Source organism: Pseudomarimonas salicorniae (assembly GCF_023156535.1).
GTDB lineage: Bacteria > Pseudomonadota > Gammaproteobacteria > Xanthomonadales > Xanthomonadaceae > Pseudomarimonas > Pseudomarimonas salicorniae.
Window position 1 is genome coordinate 212,251 of the sequence record NZ_JALNMH010000006.1, and the last position, 15,421, is coordinate 227,671.

The 15,421-nt window shown below is 68.5% G+C and carries 11 protein-coding genes and 1 pseudogene; 8 read left to right on the plus strand and 4 right to left on the minus strand.

The window, feature by feature from the left end; translation table 11 throughout:
- The first annotated feature begins 110 nt into the window (after positions 1-110).
- A complete protein-coding gene (locus M0G41_RS08795; RefSeq protein ID WP_248208077.1) occupies positions 111-3,074 on the plus strand; it encodes an NHL repeat-containing protein in 2,964 nt (987 codons plus the stop codon).
- A gap of 121 nt (positions 3,075-3,195) precedes the next feature.
- On the opposite strand, the gene M0G41_RS08800 is transcribed toward M0G41_RS08795, so the two are convergent.
- Positions 3,196-4,464 (minus strand): metal-dependent hydrolase family protein, encoded by a 1,269-nt coding sequence (locus tag M0G41_RS08800; protein WP_248208086.1) that lies wholly within the window; start codon positions 4,462-4,464, stop codon positions 3,196-3,198.
- A 262-nt stretch (positions 4,465-4,726) separates the two neighbouring features.
- On the opposite strand from M0G41_RS08800, the gene M0G41_RS08805 reads away from it, so the two are divergent.
- Both M0G41_RS08805 and M0G41_RS08810 read left to right on the plus strand, forming a co-directional pair.
- A complete protein-coding gene (locus M0G41_RS08805) occupies positions 4,727-5,065 on the plus strand; it encodes a P-II family nitrogen regulator (protein ID WP_248208088.1) in 339 nt (112 codons plus the stop codon).
- 16 nt (positions 5,066-5,081) lie between these two features.
- Positions 5,082-6,536 (plus strand): ammonium transporter, encoded by a 1,455-nt coding sequence (locus tag M0G41_RS08810; protein ID WP_425511242.1) that lies wholly within the window; start codon positions 5,082-5,084, stop codon positions 6,534-6,536.
- A gap of 646 nt (positions 6,537-7,182) precedes the next feature.
- Here the strand turns inward: M0G41_RS08810 and M0G41_RS08815 are convergent.
- Positions 7,183-7,839: a Fe2+-dependent dioxygenase gene (locus M0G41_RS08815; RefSeq protein WP_248208089.1), complete on the minus strand. Its 657-nt coding sequence runs from the start codon at positions 7,837-7,839 to the stop codon at positions 7,183-7,185.
- Between the two features lie 80 nt (positions 7,840-7,919).
- Between M0G41_RS08815 and M0G41_RS08820 the strand changes: the two genes are divergently transcribed.
- Both M0G41_RS08820 and M0G41_RS08825 read left to right on the plus strand, forming a co-directional pair.
- Positions 7,920-8,930 carry a hypothetical protein gene (locus tag M0G41_RS08820; protein WP_248208091.1) on the plus strand — a complete coding sequence of 337 codons (1,011 nt, stop codon included), beginning with the start codon at positions 7,920-7,922 and terminating at the stop codon, positions 8,928-8,930.
- Between the two features lie 200 nt (positions 8,931-9,130).
- A complete protein-coding gene (locus M0G41_RS08825; protein ID WP_248208093.1) occupies positions 9,131-10,123 on the plus strand; it encodes a zinc-dependent alcohol dehydrogenase family protein in 993 nt (330 codons plus the stop codon).
- A 419-nt stretch (positions 10,124-10,542) separates the two neighbouring features.
- On the opposite strand, the gene M0G41_RS08830 is transcribed toward M0G41_RS08825, so the two are convergent.
- Positions 10,543-12,723, minus strand: coding sequence for a S9 family peptidase (locus M0G41_RS08830; RefSeq protein ID WP_248208097.1), 2,181 nt, complete (start codon positions 12,721-12,723; stop codon positions 10,543-10,545).
- Positions 12,724-12,821: 98 nt separating this feature from the next.
- On the opposite strand from M0G41_RS08830, the pseudogene M0G41_RS18810 reads away from it, so the two are divergent.
- The 3 genes and pseudogenes from M0G41_RS18810 to M0G41_RS08840 form a co-directional block, all read left to right on the plus strand.
- Positions 12,822-13,196 (plus strand): annotated as a pseudogene (locus M0G41_RS18810) (VOC family protein); the annotation flags it as partial.
- A gap of 63 nt (positions 13,197-13,259) precedes the next feature.
- A complete protein-coding gene (locus M0G41_RS08835; protein WP_248208275.1) occupies positions 13,260-13,955 on the plus strand; it encodes an aspartate/glutamate racemase family protein in 696 nt (231 codons plus the stop codon).
- A gap of 78 nt (positions 13,956-14,033) precedes the next feature.
- Positions 14,034-14,657 carry a DUF938 domain-containing protein gene (locus M0G41_RS08840; RefSeq protein ID WP_248208100.1) on the plus strand — a complete coding sequence of 208 codons (624 nt, stop codon included), beginning with the start codon at positions 14,034-14,036 and terminating at the stop codon, positions 14,655-14,657.
- Between the two features lie 105 nt (positions 14,658-14,762).
- On the opposite strand, the gene M0G41_RS08845 is transcribed toward M0G41_RS08840, so the two are convergent.
- Positions 14,763-15,206, minus strand: coding sequence for a DUF3592 domain-containing protein (locus M0G41_RS08845; protein ID WP_248208103.1), 444 nt, complete (start codon positions 15,204-15,206; stop codon positions 14,763-14,765).
- Positions 15,207-15,421: the final 215 nt, after the last annotated feature.

Genomic DNA, 15,421 nt, shown 5'->3' on the forward strand with positions numbered 1-15,421 from the left:
TTGAAATGCAGGGGTTTAGATCTTGATTAGCACTTCTTCAGGACTTCGCCCGGGCAGACGGGGACGCTGGGCTGGCGAATCCCTTGGAGACCCCGCCCATGCTTGCTCGAATGTTGCTCCCCCTGCGTCCTGCCCTGCTCGCCACCCTGCTGTGGCCGGCAGTGACGGCAGCCCATGATCCGGCTTCCGGCGACCCGCCCTTCTTCGTTGCAGGGCGGGCAGACACCATCACCGTGGATGGCCTCTTCGATCCGTTCGAGTGGGCCGACGCCGGCTCCTTCGTGGCGCCGATCAATCTCCCCGCCGCGGAAGGTGGCGGGACCCGCAAGGCGACGCTCTACTTCGCAAACGACCAGGAGAACCTCTATCTGGCGATCCGCGTAGCGCTGGCCGCGGAGTCCCGGCTCCGGCTGGGGCTGCGCTTCGACAATGACCACGACGGGGCACGTGACTCGCTGGAGGACCGGGCCTCGGCCGAGGGGGGCGGCACCGCGCCGCAAGCAACCTACGTCGATGCGGTGATGAGCGGCCTGGGGGAGGTGGCCGACACGCTCGCCGGCGGCTCCAGCGACGGTCTGGCCGCCTGGGGGCACGACGGCGCCTTCCTGTTCATCGAAATGTCCAAGCCGCTGAACAGCGGAGACGGCAACGACTTCGCCGTCGGCCCCGGGCAGACGTTGGGCATCGGCCTGCACCTCCGTGTGGAATCCGGCGGGGCCTTCGCCGAGACCCTGGTCGGGATGGCGGCCGGGCCGACTCCGGAAGCGGGCTATGCCGACCTGCGCATCACCCCGTTCCTGCCCGGTGAGGCCAACACGGCGCTCAGCCAGCTGATCGGCCCAGAGGGCGACGGGTTCAATCCGCTCGCCGGCATCCAGCCCGTGGCGGTGAGTCGCGCCGGGAATGTGTATGTCGCGGGCTGCGAGTCGAACAACGTGTTCAGGATCAACCCGGATGGAGACATCAGGGAGGTCTTTGATGGCACGGCAGGGCCGGCCGCGCCCTGCGCCTGCCCGACCGGCCTCTCGGTGCGCAACCCCGGCGTCCAGGCTGTGGGAGCAGATGAGATCGTCACCTTGGCCTGTCGCGGTAGTGACAAGGTGGTGGCACTCATCGTGGGCGAGAGCGGCAGCCCGGAGATCGTAGTGCTCAGTAGCGGCAGCATGCCCGCTGCAGGAGTGACGCTGACCTCGCCGCGGGAGACGCTGGTCGACCGCGACGTCGTGTACGTGACGGGGGGCGAGAGCAGCAACGTGGTCGTCATTGGCGAGCAGTCGGGCGCATCCGTAATCCGCGAGCTGGTCGGACCGGGCGGTGTGGCCGGCGGGCAGCCACTCACCGCGCCCGCGGGGCTGGTGCTGGGCTCGGGCGGAAGAGTGCTGTTCGTGGATGCCACTGCGCAGACGCCGGCCCTGTACGAATTCGATCCGCGCGATGAATCGACCCCGGCCGACGATGTCGTCGTGCGCCTGCTCGGCCCCGAAGGCGACGGTACGACTCCGGTGCGCGGCACCCTCTCGGGCCCGGCCTTTGGTCCCGGCGGCGTGCGCTATGTGTATGACAGCGCGGGCTCGCTGTTCCAGGTCTCGGCCGACGGCGTGATCAGCGTGCTGTCGAGGCTGGGTGCGCAACCCAATCCGCCGCGAACCCAGCGGATTGCCGTGGACTCCCGCTGGCAGATCTATCTGGGCGGCGCCCGCGGCGTGATCACCCGCCTCAACAGCGACGGCTTTCCGCAGCCCATCGCGACCTCGGACGAGTTTGCCTCGCTGTACCCGACGGTGAACGCCCGCGGAGACGTGTTCCTGGAAGCGCAGGGGGCCGACCAGCTGCTCAAGCTCCCGGCGCCCCCGGCCTCGAGTCTGCTGATTCCGTCCAATATCGCCGAAGGCGATCGATTCGGCGCGGTGATGACCTCCTGTGGTGACCGGGTCATGGCGGTGGGACTGCCGAACGCCGACGGCGGTCGGGGGCGGGTGATGCACTACGAGCTCAGGGACGGCACGCTGCTCCACACCGGCGCCATCCGCCCGCCCCAGGGGGTGCCGGCCTACGAGTTCGGCGCCGCGCTCGACTGCAGCCTGAGTGAGGACGGCGAGCGCTATCGGCTGCTGGTCGGCGCCCCGGGAGACCCCTTCGCCGGCAAGAGCATCTTTCCCGATCAGTTCCGCGCCGGCATCTACGAGCGCGATGTCACGTGGAGCACCTGGGCCCTGGTCAGCGACTTCGAGTTTCCCGACGACACCACGGACTCAGGGCTGGGCTTCGCCGTTGCGCTAGAGGGGGAACACTGCGTGATCGTGGACCGGGACGGAGAGGCCCACCTCTGCGAGCCCCGTCTCGGCGGCAGTACCACATGGCAAACCGCGCGGCGGCGATCGTTTGTGCGGGGCATCAGGCCCATCAACAGCGATGCACTGGATATCGGCATTGCCTCGGACGGTTCTGTGTTCATCGGCGAGATGCGTGCCGCTGAAGAAAGCAAGGTGCTCGGATCCCTGTCGTTCCGGCTTCTGAACGCGGCCACCGGGCAGGTCGTCCACGAGTTCGCCGACCCTTCAGCACCGGCCGGCGCAGCGGGTCGCTCCGGGACGGTCCGGTTCCAACCGCGCACCCGCGCTCGTCCCTCGGAGATCAGTCCGATTGTGCAGTTCGAGTACGAAAGTGGGCAGGCCAGTTCCTGGGTAATCCCGCCGGCGGTATTCGGCTACAGCGTGGCCAACAAGGCCGGGGCAGGCAGCGCCCCGATCAGGCTCGATCCCGGCGTGGATGTGCCGGGCAGTCGGTTCGGTGCCTCGCTCGCCTTCACCCAGAACGGGCTGCTGGTCGGCGCGCCGGGGCTGGATGGCGGTGCAGGGCGGGTGTTCCGCTTCGACGCCGACTATCGCTTGGTCGACGAGGTGCGGGCGCCGGGTGACAGCCGTGGGTTCGGCGCGAACCTGGCGGTACTGGGCGACACGGTGCTGGTGGGCGCGCCGGAGAGCACCCAGGGCACGGGCTCGATGGCGGTGATTGCGCCGCGCGTCGATATCTTTGAAAGCAGCTTCGAGCGGGTCGACGCCTCGCAGCCTTGAGCAGGACTGTGCAGCGGCGCCGCGATGGCCTTCGCGGCGCCGCCCGGGTGGCCCGCTGCAGATCAGCGGGTCGGCCGGGCAGGATGCGGCGGCCATCTAACGCCGCGCCGGCTGCAGACGCTCAGCGGTAGCGCTGGCCCGCCTTCATGACGAAGTCGATCTCTTCCATCAGGCGGATGTTCTGCAGCGGATCACCGCGGACGGCGACCACATCGGCGTGCTTGCCGGCCTCGAGACTGCCGATCTCGGCTTCCATTCCGAGCGCCTGTGCGGCGCTGCGGGTGGCGGCTACCAGCGCCTCGGCGGGACTCATCCCGGCCTCGACCAGCAGGGCGAACTCACCGGCGTTCTGGCCGTGCGGAAACACGCCGGCATCAGTGCCGAAGGCGATCCTCACTCCGGCCTTGTAGGCCTTGGCGGTGGTGGCGCTGATCGTCGGCCCGACCCGCGCGGCCTTGGGGCGGACGATCTCCGGGTAGTAGTCGGGATCCTTGCTCTTCTCGCTGACGAAGGCGCCGGCCATCAGGGTAGGCACGTACCAGGTGCCGCGCTCCTTCATCAGCTTCATCACCTCATCGTCCATGTAGGTGCCGTGCTCGATGGTGTCGACGCCGGCCAGCACCGCGCGCTTCATGCCCTCGGCGCCGTGTGCGTGGGCGGCCACCTTGAAGCCGTAGTCGCGTGCGGTGCGGACGATGGCCTCGATCTCATCGGGCAGGAACTGCGGGTTGTCGGCGCTCTTGGCGAAGCTCAGCACGCCGCCGGTGGCGGTCAGCTTGATCATGTCCGAGCCTTCCTTGTAGCGCTGGCGCACGGCGCGGCGCGCCTCCAGCGGGCCGCTGATCACGCCGTCTTCCGGGCCGGGATAGCCGAAGCTGTGCAGAAGGTCGCGGCTGACTCCGTTGAGCGGATCAGCGTGACCGCCGGTGGTGGCCAGGGACTTACCCGCCGCGATGATCCGCGGGCCCTCGATGAGCCCCTCGTCGACGGCGTCGCGCAGGGACAGTGCGATATGACCGCCGAGGTCACGCACGGTGGTGAAGCCTGCCTGCAGCGTGCGCTTCGCATAGCCCACCGAACGGAAGGCGAAATCCTCGGGGTTGAGGCGGAAGCCCTCGGCGTAGGCCTGTGGATTGGTTTCGTTGCTGAGGTGCACATGCAGGTCGATCAGACCCGGCATACAGGTATGGCCTCGAAGGTCGATGGCCTCGCCGCGAGGGGCGCCGGCAACGACTTCGGCAATCCGGCCCTCTTCGATGCGCAGGGCGTGCTCTCCGAGCAGCTTGCCGCTGGCCGAATCAAAGATCTGGCCGCAATGCAGCCAGGTGGGCGATGCGGCCTCGGCCTGGGCGAGGGCGGGCAGCAGCAGCAGGCTGAGGGCAAGGCGCATCGTTCCACTCCGGTGGCGGGAAGGCTGCCGATGATACGCAGCGGAGGAAAAGGGCGCGTCATGCACCAGATGCGTGATCGCGGCCTGGAAAAACGCACCGGGGGGGTGCGATGCCGGGGTCGATCAGACGGGGGACGCACCGCAAGTGCTTGTTGCAACGCACAAAATTCAGTTGCGGGTCAGCTTGGCACGGTTCCAGCAGAGCAGGAGCGGGGAGTGATCCGCCGCAGTTGCGGCACAAGAAGGGAACGAGAGGAGCCAGATGAAACTGATTACCGCCATCATCCGCCCGTTCAAGCTCGACGATGTACGCGAAGCGCTGGCACAGGTGGGCGTATCGGGGTTGACCGTCACCGAGGTCAAGGGCTTCGGTCGACAGAAGGGGCACACCGAGCTGTACCGCGGCGCCGAGTACGCGGTCGATTTCCTGCCCAAGCTGAAGCTCGAGACCGCGGTCAGCGACGACCGTCTCGACGCAGCCATCGAGGCCATCACCACGGCCGCGCGTACCGACAAGGTGGGCGACGGGAAGATTTTCATCAGCAACCTCGAGCAGGTGGTGCGCATCCGCACCGGCGAGCTCGATGACAGCGCGCTTTGAGCGGAAGGAGCCGACCATGACCCACGCGATTTCCACCGCCCAGGTGTCCCCGTTCAAGCGGGGCATCCTCGCCCTGCTGCTGATCGCCGGACTGGGCGTCGCCGTCACCGGCAGCGTCATTGCCCAGGACCCACCCGCCGCCGAAGCCAGCAGCGAGGTGGCCGCTCCGGCGGAAGCGGCGCCGGCTCCTGCCGCCGAGCCCGTCGCCGCCGCCGAGGCCCCGGCCGAAGCTGCGGCCGAACCCACCGTCGACAAGGGTGACGTCACCTGGATGATGGTCGCCACCTTGCTGGTGGTGATGATGGCCGTCCCCGGGCTCGCCCTGTTCTACGGCGGCCTGGTGCGCGCCAAGAACATGCTCAGCGTGCTGATGCAGGTGATGACCGTGTTCTCGCTGATCGCGGTGCTCTGGGCCGTTTACGGCTACAGCCTCGCCTTCGTCGGCGGCGGCGCGGTGTACGGCTCGTTCGACGCAGTGTTCCTGAAGGGCATCACCGCTGACTCGCTGGCTGCGACCTTCACCGACGGGGTGATGATCCCCGAGCTGATCTTCGTCGCCTTCCAGTCGACCTTCGCCGGCATCACCTGCGCCCTGATCGTCGGCAGCTTCGCCGAACGCATCAAGTTCAGCGCGGTGCTGCTGTTCTCGGTGATCTGGTTCACCTTCTGCTACATCCCGATCGCGCACATGGTCTGGGCCGGTAATGGCTACCTGTTCGGCAAGGGCGCGCTGGATTTCGCCGGCGGCACCGTGGTCCACATCAATGCCGGCGTCGCCGGTCTGGTCGGCGCCTACGTGGTCGGCAAGCGTGTCGGTCTCGGCCGCGAGGCGATGGGCCCGCACAGCCTGACCCTGACCATGGTCGGCGCCTCCCTGCTCTGGGTCGGCTGGTTCGGCTTCAATGCCGGCTCCAACCTCGAAGCCACGTCGGGCGCCACCCTGGCGTTCATCAACACCCTGATGGCCACCGCCGCGGCGGTGCTGTCCTGGTCGGCCACCGAGGCGGTTCTGCGCGGCAAGGCCTCGATGCTGGGTGCGGCGTCGGGCGCGGTGGCGGGTCTCGTCGCGATCACCCCGGCCTGCGGCTCGGTGGGTGTGATGGGCGCCATTGTCATCGGCCTGATTTCCGGCATCGCCTGCTTCTGGGGCGTCACCGGTCTGAAGCGCATGCTGGGCGCCGATGACTCACTGGACGTCTTCGGCGTGCACGGCCTGGGCGGCATCGTGGGTGCCATCCTGACCGGCGTGTTCGCCGCGCCCTCGCTGGGCGGCACCGGCGGTGACGATTTCAGCATCGGTGGTCAGGTGCTGATCCAGCTGGAGGCGGTCGTCATCACCATCGTCTGGTCGGGCGTCGTGGCCCTGGTCGCCTTCCTGATCGCCAAGGCCGTCACCGGCCTGCGCGTAAACGAGGAAGAGGAGCGCGAAGGCCTCGACATCACCTCGCACGGCGAGGCGGCCTACAACTGAGTTGGGGGTGGGAGTGGCCCCGGCCTCGGCCGGGGCCTTGTTCCCGGCCACCCCGGGTTCAGCGGAGCGCCGATCGCTCCGCCCCAACGCAACGTTTCGCTTTGGCAAGGCTGCGGCACCCTCCCTCCCGCCGTTCGCTGAGCCCGGGGGCCCGACAAGGGCCCTCGTTTTTTTGGGCCGGCTGTGCCCGATCAAGGCGCGCAGCCTTCGGCACGAACCATCGCCGCCGTTCCCGACCCTCGTGAAGGATCCCGCCGTCCCACAAAGGATGCAGCGGGCCGAGTCGGGTCACGCCGGAGCGGGCGGCGCCACGCCGAGGCGGACAATGGGCGCGAAGTTCGCATTCGCCCCGGTTCATCAAATGGGCCGATATTCTGTGGGAGTGCCCTTGGGCGCGACCGCGGAGTTCCGCTCTGGCCGCGGTCTGTGGTGAATCCGTAGCGCTGCGGTCGCGCCCGAGGGCACTCCCACAATTTGACTGCGGCAAGGCCTGCTTTGCAGCGCAAACCGGACCTGGCAGCGACGTTGCGTGTAGGAGCCAGCTTGCTGGCGATCGTTCCGTCCGGGGCGCCTATCGCCAGCAAGCTGGCTCCTACAGCGGGGCCGGGGCGAATGCGAACTTCGCGCCCAACGCGGACCTTGGGCGCTAGGCCCCCCACATGCGCAGCAACTGCCCGCGGATGCGCTGAAGACGCAGGACCGCACTGCGTTCGGTCGCGGAGGCAGCGATGGTGTCGATGGCGCGATCGAGGTCGAACAGCATGGCGCGCTGGCGCGGATCGGCGACCCAGCTGCGCAGCCAGCCAACGATGGCAAGGCGCGCACCTCGGCTGACCGGTTCGACGCGATGCACCGTGTCGGCGGGGTACAGCAGCAGCTCTCCGGCTTCCAGCGAGTGGGTGTGATCGGCGTCGTCGCCGCTGATCACCAGCTCGCCGCCAGCGTAGTCGGCGCGCGGAGAGAGCATGTAGGTGAACGAGACATCGCAGCGCTCGCCGGCCATGAAGGCGTCGTCGACGTGATCGCCGTAGGTCATGCCCTCGCCGTAGCGGTTGGCCATGACCCGCACCACGCGTTTGGGTCGCGCCGCCGAGCGCACCATCGGATGCTTCATCAGGGCCTGGCCGACGCGTTCGAGCACGGCCTGCAGCGCTGCGCTGACCTCGGCCTGTTCATTGCGCTTCACCGGCGCGGCAAGGCGGCCGGCGGTGCGGCGACCATCGGCGAAATCGCTGGCGGCGACCGCTTCGTGTAGGGCCTCCCGCTCGGGCGGCGTGAACAGATCGGTGATGAGCAGTTGCATCGCGAGCTCTAAAGGCGAATCATTCGCATCTTATACCGTGCCCGCCCGCCCCAATCATTTCCGCAGCGAAGGAGAGATCCATGACCGTGACCCCCAAGCGTTGGACCCGCCTCGGTGAGGCCTTGATCGTTACCGGGGCCATCGGTCTGGCGGCCCAGGGCATGGCCCCTGCCGAGGCGCATGCGTCTGGACACGCGGCCAGCCATGCCGAGGCCGAAGGGGGCGAGTCGGGAGAGCTTGGTGAGCACGCAGGCCACGGCGCCCGCGCCAACCAGCAGGCGGGTCAAGGCGAGGGTGAGGGCTCCGGCGGTGAGGGTGAAGGAGCCGGCGGTGAGGCCGAGGGCTCCGGCGGTGAGGGCGAAGGATCCGGCGGCGAAGGTGAAGCCGCCGGCGGTGAAGGCGAGGGCGAGGGCGAGGGCGAGGGCGCCGCGACCGGGGCCGACCTGTCCCGTGACGATGCCGCCTACCTGACTCATCTCGGCCTCGTCCGCGGCCATCTGCTGGTGGGTACCCGGCTCTACGCCGAGGGTGCTGCGGGCATGGCCGACATGCACATGAAGCACCCGGGCGACGAGCTGTACACGGCGGTGAAGCCGGCGATGGATGCCCGCGCCGCCAAGGATTTTTCCGTCGCGCTCAGCGCGCTGGCCGATGCCGTCACCCGGCGTGCCCCCAAGGCCGAGGTCGAGGCTGCACACGCCGCCTTGGAGCGGGCCGTGGTCGAGGCCCAGTCCGTGGTAGCGGCAGGATCGCCCGAGGCGCTGCCGGTGGTGCTCGGCACCGTTGTCGGACTGCTCCGCGAGGCGGCCGCCGAGTACGCGCTGGGGGTCAAGGACGGCAGGATCGCCAACCTGCACGAGTTCCAGGACGCCTATGGATTCACCCGGATCGCCCGGCGCTGGATCGAGGGGCTGAGTCCGGCCCAGCGCGCGCGGGCGCCGGAAGCCATCGAGCGCATCGAGTCCCAGCTCGACGCCCTTCTGGCCACGGCCTGGCCGTCGGTAGTCGAGCCCGGCACGCTGAAGACCTCGGCCGCCGATCTGTACGGCGCGCTGGCCCGCATCGAACTGGCCGCCGCTGCGGTCAGGTAGGGCAACCGACCGGCGCCGGAGGCCTTCCGGCGCGGGCGGAGTTGGCTCGGCAGGAACGTCGCGCTGTCGCCCGCGTGCCAGTGGTGGAGCGATCTGTTGTGGGGTTGCCGGGTCGTTCCGCAGGATGGAAGTGGGTGGAGGCTGAACCAACTTCTCCAGCGGCCAGTATGCTTGACGCTTTCCCCGCAAGGAGCGCCAAGATGAAGACGGTTCGAGCCCGGTACACCCAGCGCGGTCCCAACCCGCACGAGTTGATCAGCCCGGTCGAGATGGACCTGCCCGATCTTGCGCCCGGCGAAGTGCGCGTCGAGGTGCTGGCGGCGCCGATCAACCCCAGCGACGTTCTGACGCTCACCGGCGAGTACGGTCTCCTGCCACAGCTGCCGGCGGTCGGCGGCAACGAGGGCGTGGGGCGGGTCATCGAGGCGGCGGCCGATGTCAACGCTCCGCCGGTCGGCACGGTGGTGCTGCTGCCGGTCGGCTGCGGCAGCTGGTCGACCCATCTTCAGCTGCCGGCGAAGTCCCTGGTGCCGCTGCCTGCTGGCGTCGATCCGGTGCAGCTGTCCATGCTCACCGTCAATCCGCCGACCGCCCTGCTGATGCTGCGCGACTTCGTCGAGCTGAAGCCGGGTGACTGGGTGATCCAGAACGCGGCCAACTCGGCGGTGGGTGGTTATCTGGTGCAGATCGCCAAGCTTCGCGGGATCAATACCCTCAACGTCGTGCGCCGCGAGTCGGCCGTCGACGCCGTCCGCGAGGCCGGGGGCGAGCACGTGCTGATCGACGGTGACGACCTGCCGAAGCAGGCCCGGGCGATCACCGGCGATGCTCCGGTCAAGCTGGGCATCGACTGCGTGGGCGGCGTCTCGACAGAGAACCTGGCTCGCTGCCTGAGCGAAGGTGCCACCCTGCTCAACTACGGCGCCATGAGCGGCGAGCGCTGCATGATCTCGCCGCGCTACTTCGTCTTCCGGGACATCACCCTTCGCGGCTTCTGGCTTTCGCAGTGGTTCAAGAACGCCGATCCCGAGGCGCGCAAGGCCGTGTTCGCCGAAGTCGGCGGCCTGATCGCCACCGGCAAGCTCAAGGCCAGGGTCCAGCAGACCTATCCCATCGCCGACATCGCCAAGGCCGTTGCCGCCGCGGCCGCCGGCGAGCGCGGGGGCAAGATCGTGCTGGTGCCGAACGGCTGAGCGGCCCGGCCGGTTCGGGCGCGAAGAAGACATTCATAAAGAAGACATTCATAGGGTGCGGCTTGCCGCACCGGGCGTACCGTCCGAACGCCCGAATCGGTGCGCCAATGCACACCCTATGGGTCTCGCTGACGCCCAACGGAGCCCGACTGTGGGAGCGTCCTTGGGCGCGACCGCGGCGCAACGGATTCACCGCAGACCGGGGCTAGACCGTAACTCCGCGGTCGCGCCCGAGGGCACTCCCACAATTTGACCGCGGCACGGCCTGCTTTGCGGCGCAAACTGGGCCTGGCAGCGCCGTTGCGTGTAGGAGCCAGCTTGCTGGCGATCGTCCCATCCGGGGCGCCTATCGCCAGCAAGCTGGCTCCTACATTCGGGTGTTGTGGAACGTCTTCTTTGCGCCCTGAGCGCGCGCCCGCCTACTCGACCACGCCCAGCTGCTTCAGCGCGAAGGCCTGGTACTCGGCGGTCTCGCGGTACTTCTGCAGGCGGCCTGACTTGCCGCCGTGCCCGGCTTCCATATTGGTGCGGAAGACCAGCGGCTGGCTGTCGGTCTTCAGCGCGCGCAGGCGGGCGACATATTTGGCAGGCTCGAAGTACTGCACCTGCGAGTCCCACAGGCCGGTGCCGACGAACATCGCCGGATAGTCCTGGGCCTTCAGCTGGTCATAGGGTGAATAGCCCAGCATGTAGTCGTAGTAGACCGGATCCTTGGGATTGCCCCATTCGTCGAACTCGTTGGTGGTGAGCGGGATCGACTCGTCGAGCATGGTGGTCACCACGTCGACGAAGGGCACCAGGCTCAGGATCACGCGATATTTCTCTGGCGCCATGTTCGAAATCGCGCCCATCAGCAGGCCGCCGGCCGAGCCGCCCATCGCGCCGACCCGGTCCTTCGCCGCGTAGCCCTGGGCCACCAGATGGTCGGTGACGTCGATGAAGTCGGTGAAGGTGTTGTTCTTCTTCAGCAGTTTGCCGTCCTCGTACCACTGCCGGCCCATTTCCTGGCCGCCGCGGACGTGGGCGATGGCATAGACCATGCCGCGATCAAGGAAGTTGACCACGGCGGGATTGAACACCGGGTCGATCGAGTTGCCATAGCTGCCATAACCGTACTGCATCAGCGCCGCGCTGCCGTCCTTCTCGAAGCCCTTGCGGTAGGCCAGGCTGACGGGGATCTGCGTGAGGCCATCACGAGCCGGCGCCCACAGTCGCTCGACCACGTAGTTCGCGGGGTCATGGCCGGCGACCTCTTCCTGTTTGAGCAGGCGGCGTTCTCCGCTGCTCACGTTCAGCTCGTAGGTGCTCGGCGGGGTGGCGAGGGAACTGTAGGTGTAGCGCAGCCAGTCGGTGTCCGGCATCGGATTGGCGGCCAGGTCCATGGCGTAGGCCGGCTCGTCGGCGGCCACATGGCTGGTGGTGCCGTCGGGATTCAGGACGCGCAGGCGGGCCAGGCCTTCGGAGCGCTCGGCCACCGCGATGAAGCCATCGAAAAGCTCGAAGCCCTCGATGAAGACCCCGGGGTCGTGCTCGACCAGAGGCATCCAGGTGGCGCGGCCGTAGACCGCGTCGTTGGCCGCCTGCATCAGCCGGTAGTTCGGAGCCTCCCAGTCGGTGCGGATCACCCAGCGGTCGCCGAGGTGGTTGGCGCTGTAGTGAAAGTCGCGCTGGCGCTTTGACAGGACGCGGAACGCTTCCGGCTTGGCCGCCGGCGTGCAGCGTGCCTCCGAGGAGACCGTGCTCTGCACCGCGATGCACAGGAACTGTTCGCTGCGGGTGCGGTAGAGCCCCATGTAGAAGCTGTCGTCCTCTTCCTCGTAGACCAGGGTGTCCTCGGCCGGGTCGGTGCCCAGCACATGCCGTTTCACCCGCTTGGCGAGCAGGGTGGTCGGGTCGTTCTCGATGTAATAGATACTGCGGTTGTCGTCGCCCCAGATCGCGCTCGGGCTGGCGCCGGTGATCCGGTCGGGCAGCAACTCGCCGGTGGTGAGGTCCTTGATCCGCAGCACGTACTGGCGGCGGCCGACCTCGTCTTCGGCATAGAGCAGCTTCTGCTGGTCGGGGCTGATCTCGCGAACGGCCACCTGGAAGAAACTCTTCCCCTCGGCGAGCGCGTTCACGTCGAGCAGGATCTCCTCCGGCGCTTCCATGCTGCCCTTGCGGCGGGCATGGATCGGGTAGTCGCGTCCGGCCTCGAAGCGGGTGTAGTACCAGTAGTCCTTGTCCCGCGCGGGAACGGTGGAATCGTCCTGCTTGATGCGGGCGATGATGTCCCGGTACAGCTCCTCGCGCAGGCCTTCCAGCGGCTTCATCACGGCGTCGGTGTGGCGGTTCTCCCCATCGAGGAAGGCCAGCACGGCGGGATCCTTGCGGCTGTCGTCGCGCAGCCAGTAGTACTCGTCACGGCGCTCGGCGCCGTGCGGCGCCCTGACCTGGTGCTCGCGCCGCTCGGCCGCTGCCGGCGGCGGCACCAGCGACTCGCCCCGCGCTGCAACCTGGGCGGCGGGGACTGGCGCCGCGGCGGGCAGGGGGGGCTCGCCGCAGCCGGCGAGCAGCAGGGGTGCGATCAGCAGGGACAGGCGGCGCAGGGCAGGCGGCATGCGGAGGATCCGTGGGTCTAAGGCGCGCAGTCTGCACCGGCGCATACGAGAATGACCAGGCCGAAAGGCACGGGGCGGCGCGGGCGATTCGCGGTCCAATGGGGCCCCTCGTGCAGCGGTGCCGCCCCGTGACCAGTATCTTCCATCTCGCCATGCCGGTGGCCTCGCTGCGGGCCTCGCTGCGCTTCTACCGGGAGGTGCTGGGCGCCGGCACGGGCCGCAGCGGCGACCGCTGGAGCGACGTCATCCTGTTCGGCCACCAGCTCACCCTGCATGAGCGGCCGGAACAGCTGCTGCCAGCCGAGGCGCAGGGTGTGCGCCACTTCGGCGCCGTCCTGCCGCGAGCGCAGTGGGAGGCCCTGGCAGGACGGCTTCAGCGGGATGAGCCGCACTGTATCGAAGCACTGCGCCGGGCTGACGGAGCAGACGCTGGCGGCCAGGACAAGCTGCTGCTGCGCGATCCCGACGGCTATCTGATCGAGATCAAGGCGCGGAGACAGGCCGCCGCCGGGTCGCGCGCGGCGGGGCAGTCGCGCATGCGCGCGCTGGGACTGATCGGTGGCATGAGCTGGGAGTCGACCCAGCACTATTACCGGCTGATCAACGAAGCCGCCCGGGCCCGCCTGGGCGGGCTGCATTCGGCCCCCCTGCTGCTGGAGAGCGTCGATTTCGCGCCGGTGGCGGCGATGCAGAAGGCCGGCGACTGGGATGCTGCGGCCCGGCTTCTGGCCGACTGCGCGCGGCGGCTGGAGGGCGCCGGGGCCGAAGCCCTGGTGCTCTGCACCAACACCATGCACAGGCTGGCGCCGGAGATCGAGGCGGCGGTGGGCCTGCCCCTGTTGCACATCGTCGACGCCACGGCGGCAGCGATCCGGGCCGCCGGGCTCGACCGGGTGGCCCTCCTGGGCACCGCGTTCACCATGGAGCAGCCGTTCTACCGTGAGCGCATGGAGTCCAGGCACGGGATCGGCGTGCTGACGCCTGACGAAGCCGGGCGTGCCGAGGTTCACCGCGTGATCTACGAGGAGCTCTGCCTGGGTGAGATCCGCGAGGCATCACGTCGGCGCTTCCGCGAGATCATCAGGCAGCTGGCCGCCGAGGGCGCCCAGGGACTGATCCTCGGCTGCACCGAGATCGGCCTGCTCATATCGCCCGAGGACAGCCCGATTCCGGTCTTCGACAGCACCGCGTTGCACGCGCTGCAGGCGGTGGACTGGGCGCTGGGCGATTGAGTCGAGGCGCGGGTTTGCATCGCGGCGTAGCTCGGCCACACTGGGCGGGCCTTCCTTCAAACTGCGCCCGCCGTCCCGATGCGCCCGTCCACCGACAAGCCTTTCTCGCCTGCCTGTGAGCGCAATCAAGCGCCGATCCTCGGCGTGCTGCGACCCGCTTTCGCGGGCCGCCGCCGCGTGCTGGAGGTTGGCAGCGGTACCGGCCAGCATGCCGTCTGTTTCGCTTCGAATCTGCCGCACCTCGTCTGGCAGGCCAGCGACCGGGCCGATTACCTTCCCGGAATCCGCGCCTGGCTTGACGAGGCGGGTCTGCCCAACACCCCGCGGCCGCTCGAACTGGATGTGATGGAGGAAGGCTGGCCCGCGACCGCCGAGTACGATGCCGCCTTCATGGCCAACACCCTGCACATCATGAGCTGGCCGATGGTCGAGACCTGCTTCCGCCGCCTGGACGTGGCGCTGGCGGCCGATGCCAGCCTGGTCATCTATGGCCCCTTCATGAGGCAGGGGCGGCAGACCAGCGAGAGCAATGCGGCCTTCGATGCCGAGCTCAAACGCCGCGATCCGGCGATGGGCATTCGCGCGCTGGAGTCGATCGAGGCACTCGCCGCCGCCACAGGCTTCGGGCCCGCGACGGTCCATCCGATGCCGGCCAACAACCTCTGCCTGGTATTCCGGCGCACGTCGCGGGCTGCGCCGTAAGACCAGCAGATCAGGGGGCAGGCGCGCAGGTGCGGATTCCAGGGCCAGCAGTCGTTCTGGACGGGCAGGCGGTGCCGGTCACCCGCAGCGGGTCCGCCCGCGGGATCAGCGCCGGCTGCCGCGAAAGAGCACCCGGCTCGCGCCATGTGAGGCGGGTCCAAGATTGCCGGCGAGTGCCACCAGGGCCAGCACGAACAGCCCCAGCGGCGAAGCGATGTCGAGGAACAGGCTGTCCTGCCGCGCATCATCGGGTTCGTGCGGCAGGTAGCGCACGGCGAACGCTTCGCCCGGATCGGGTGAGGCAAACCAGTTGGCGGTGAAGCCGGTCTCCAGCTCGAACGAGTCGTCCGCGCCGATCGGCGTATAGGCGACCTTGATCCGCTGGGTGTAGCTCAGCCCCCCGGACATCAGGCCCAGCGGCAGCGATTCCTCGACCACCGTGCCCTGCACGACCTCGCCCTGCTGGCGGAACTCCAGCGAGCGGTAGCCGGTGTACAGCGAGCCGGCCAGGCAGACCAGACCCAGTATCAGCGAGAGCACACGACCCATGTCGGTCTCCGTGATGAGTGCCCCGATTGTCCGCCCCCGTCCATGAGGCCTCAAGTGCCGATCGTCCCCGTTCGTCAGATGCGTCCTGCGATGGCTGCAGGAGGCGCCTGATCTGCGAGGTTCTGCTTGAGGATCACGCCAGTCCGGCTTGAGCCCGCGGCCCGCTGTTCCCAACGCGTGGGTGCCGGTCAGGACCACAGTGGACTGCTTTGGCC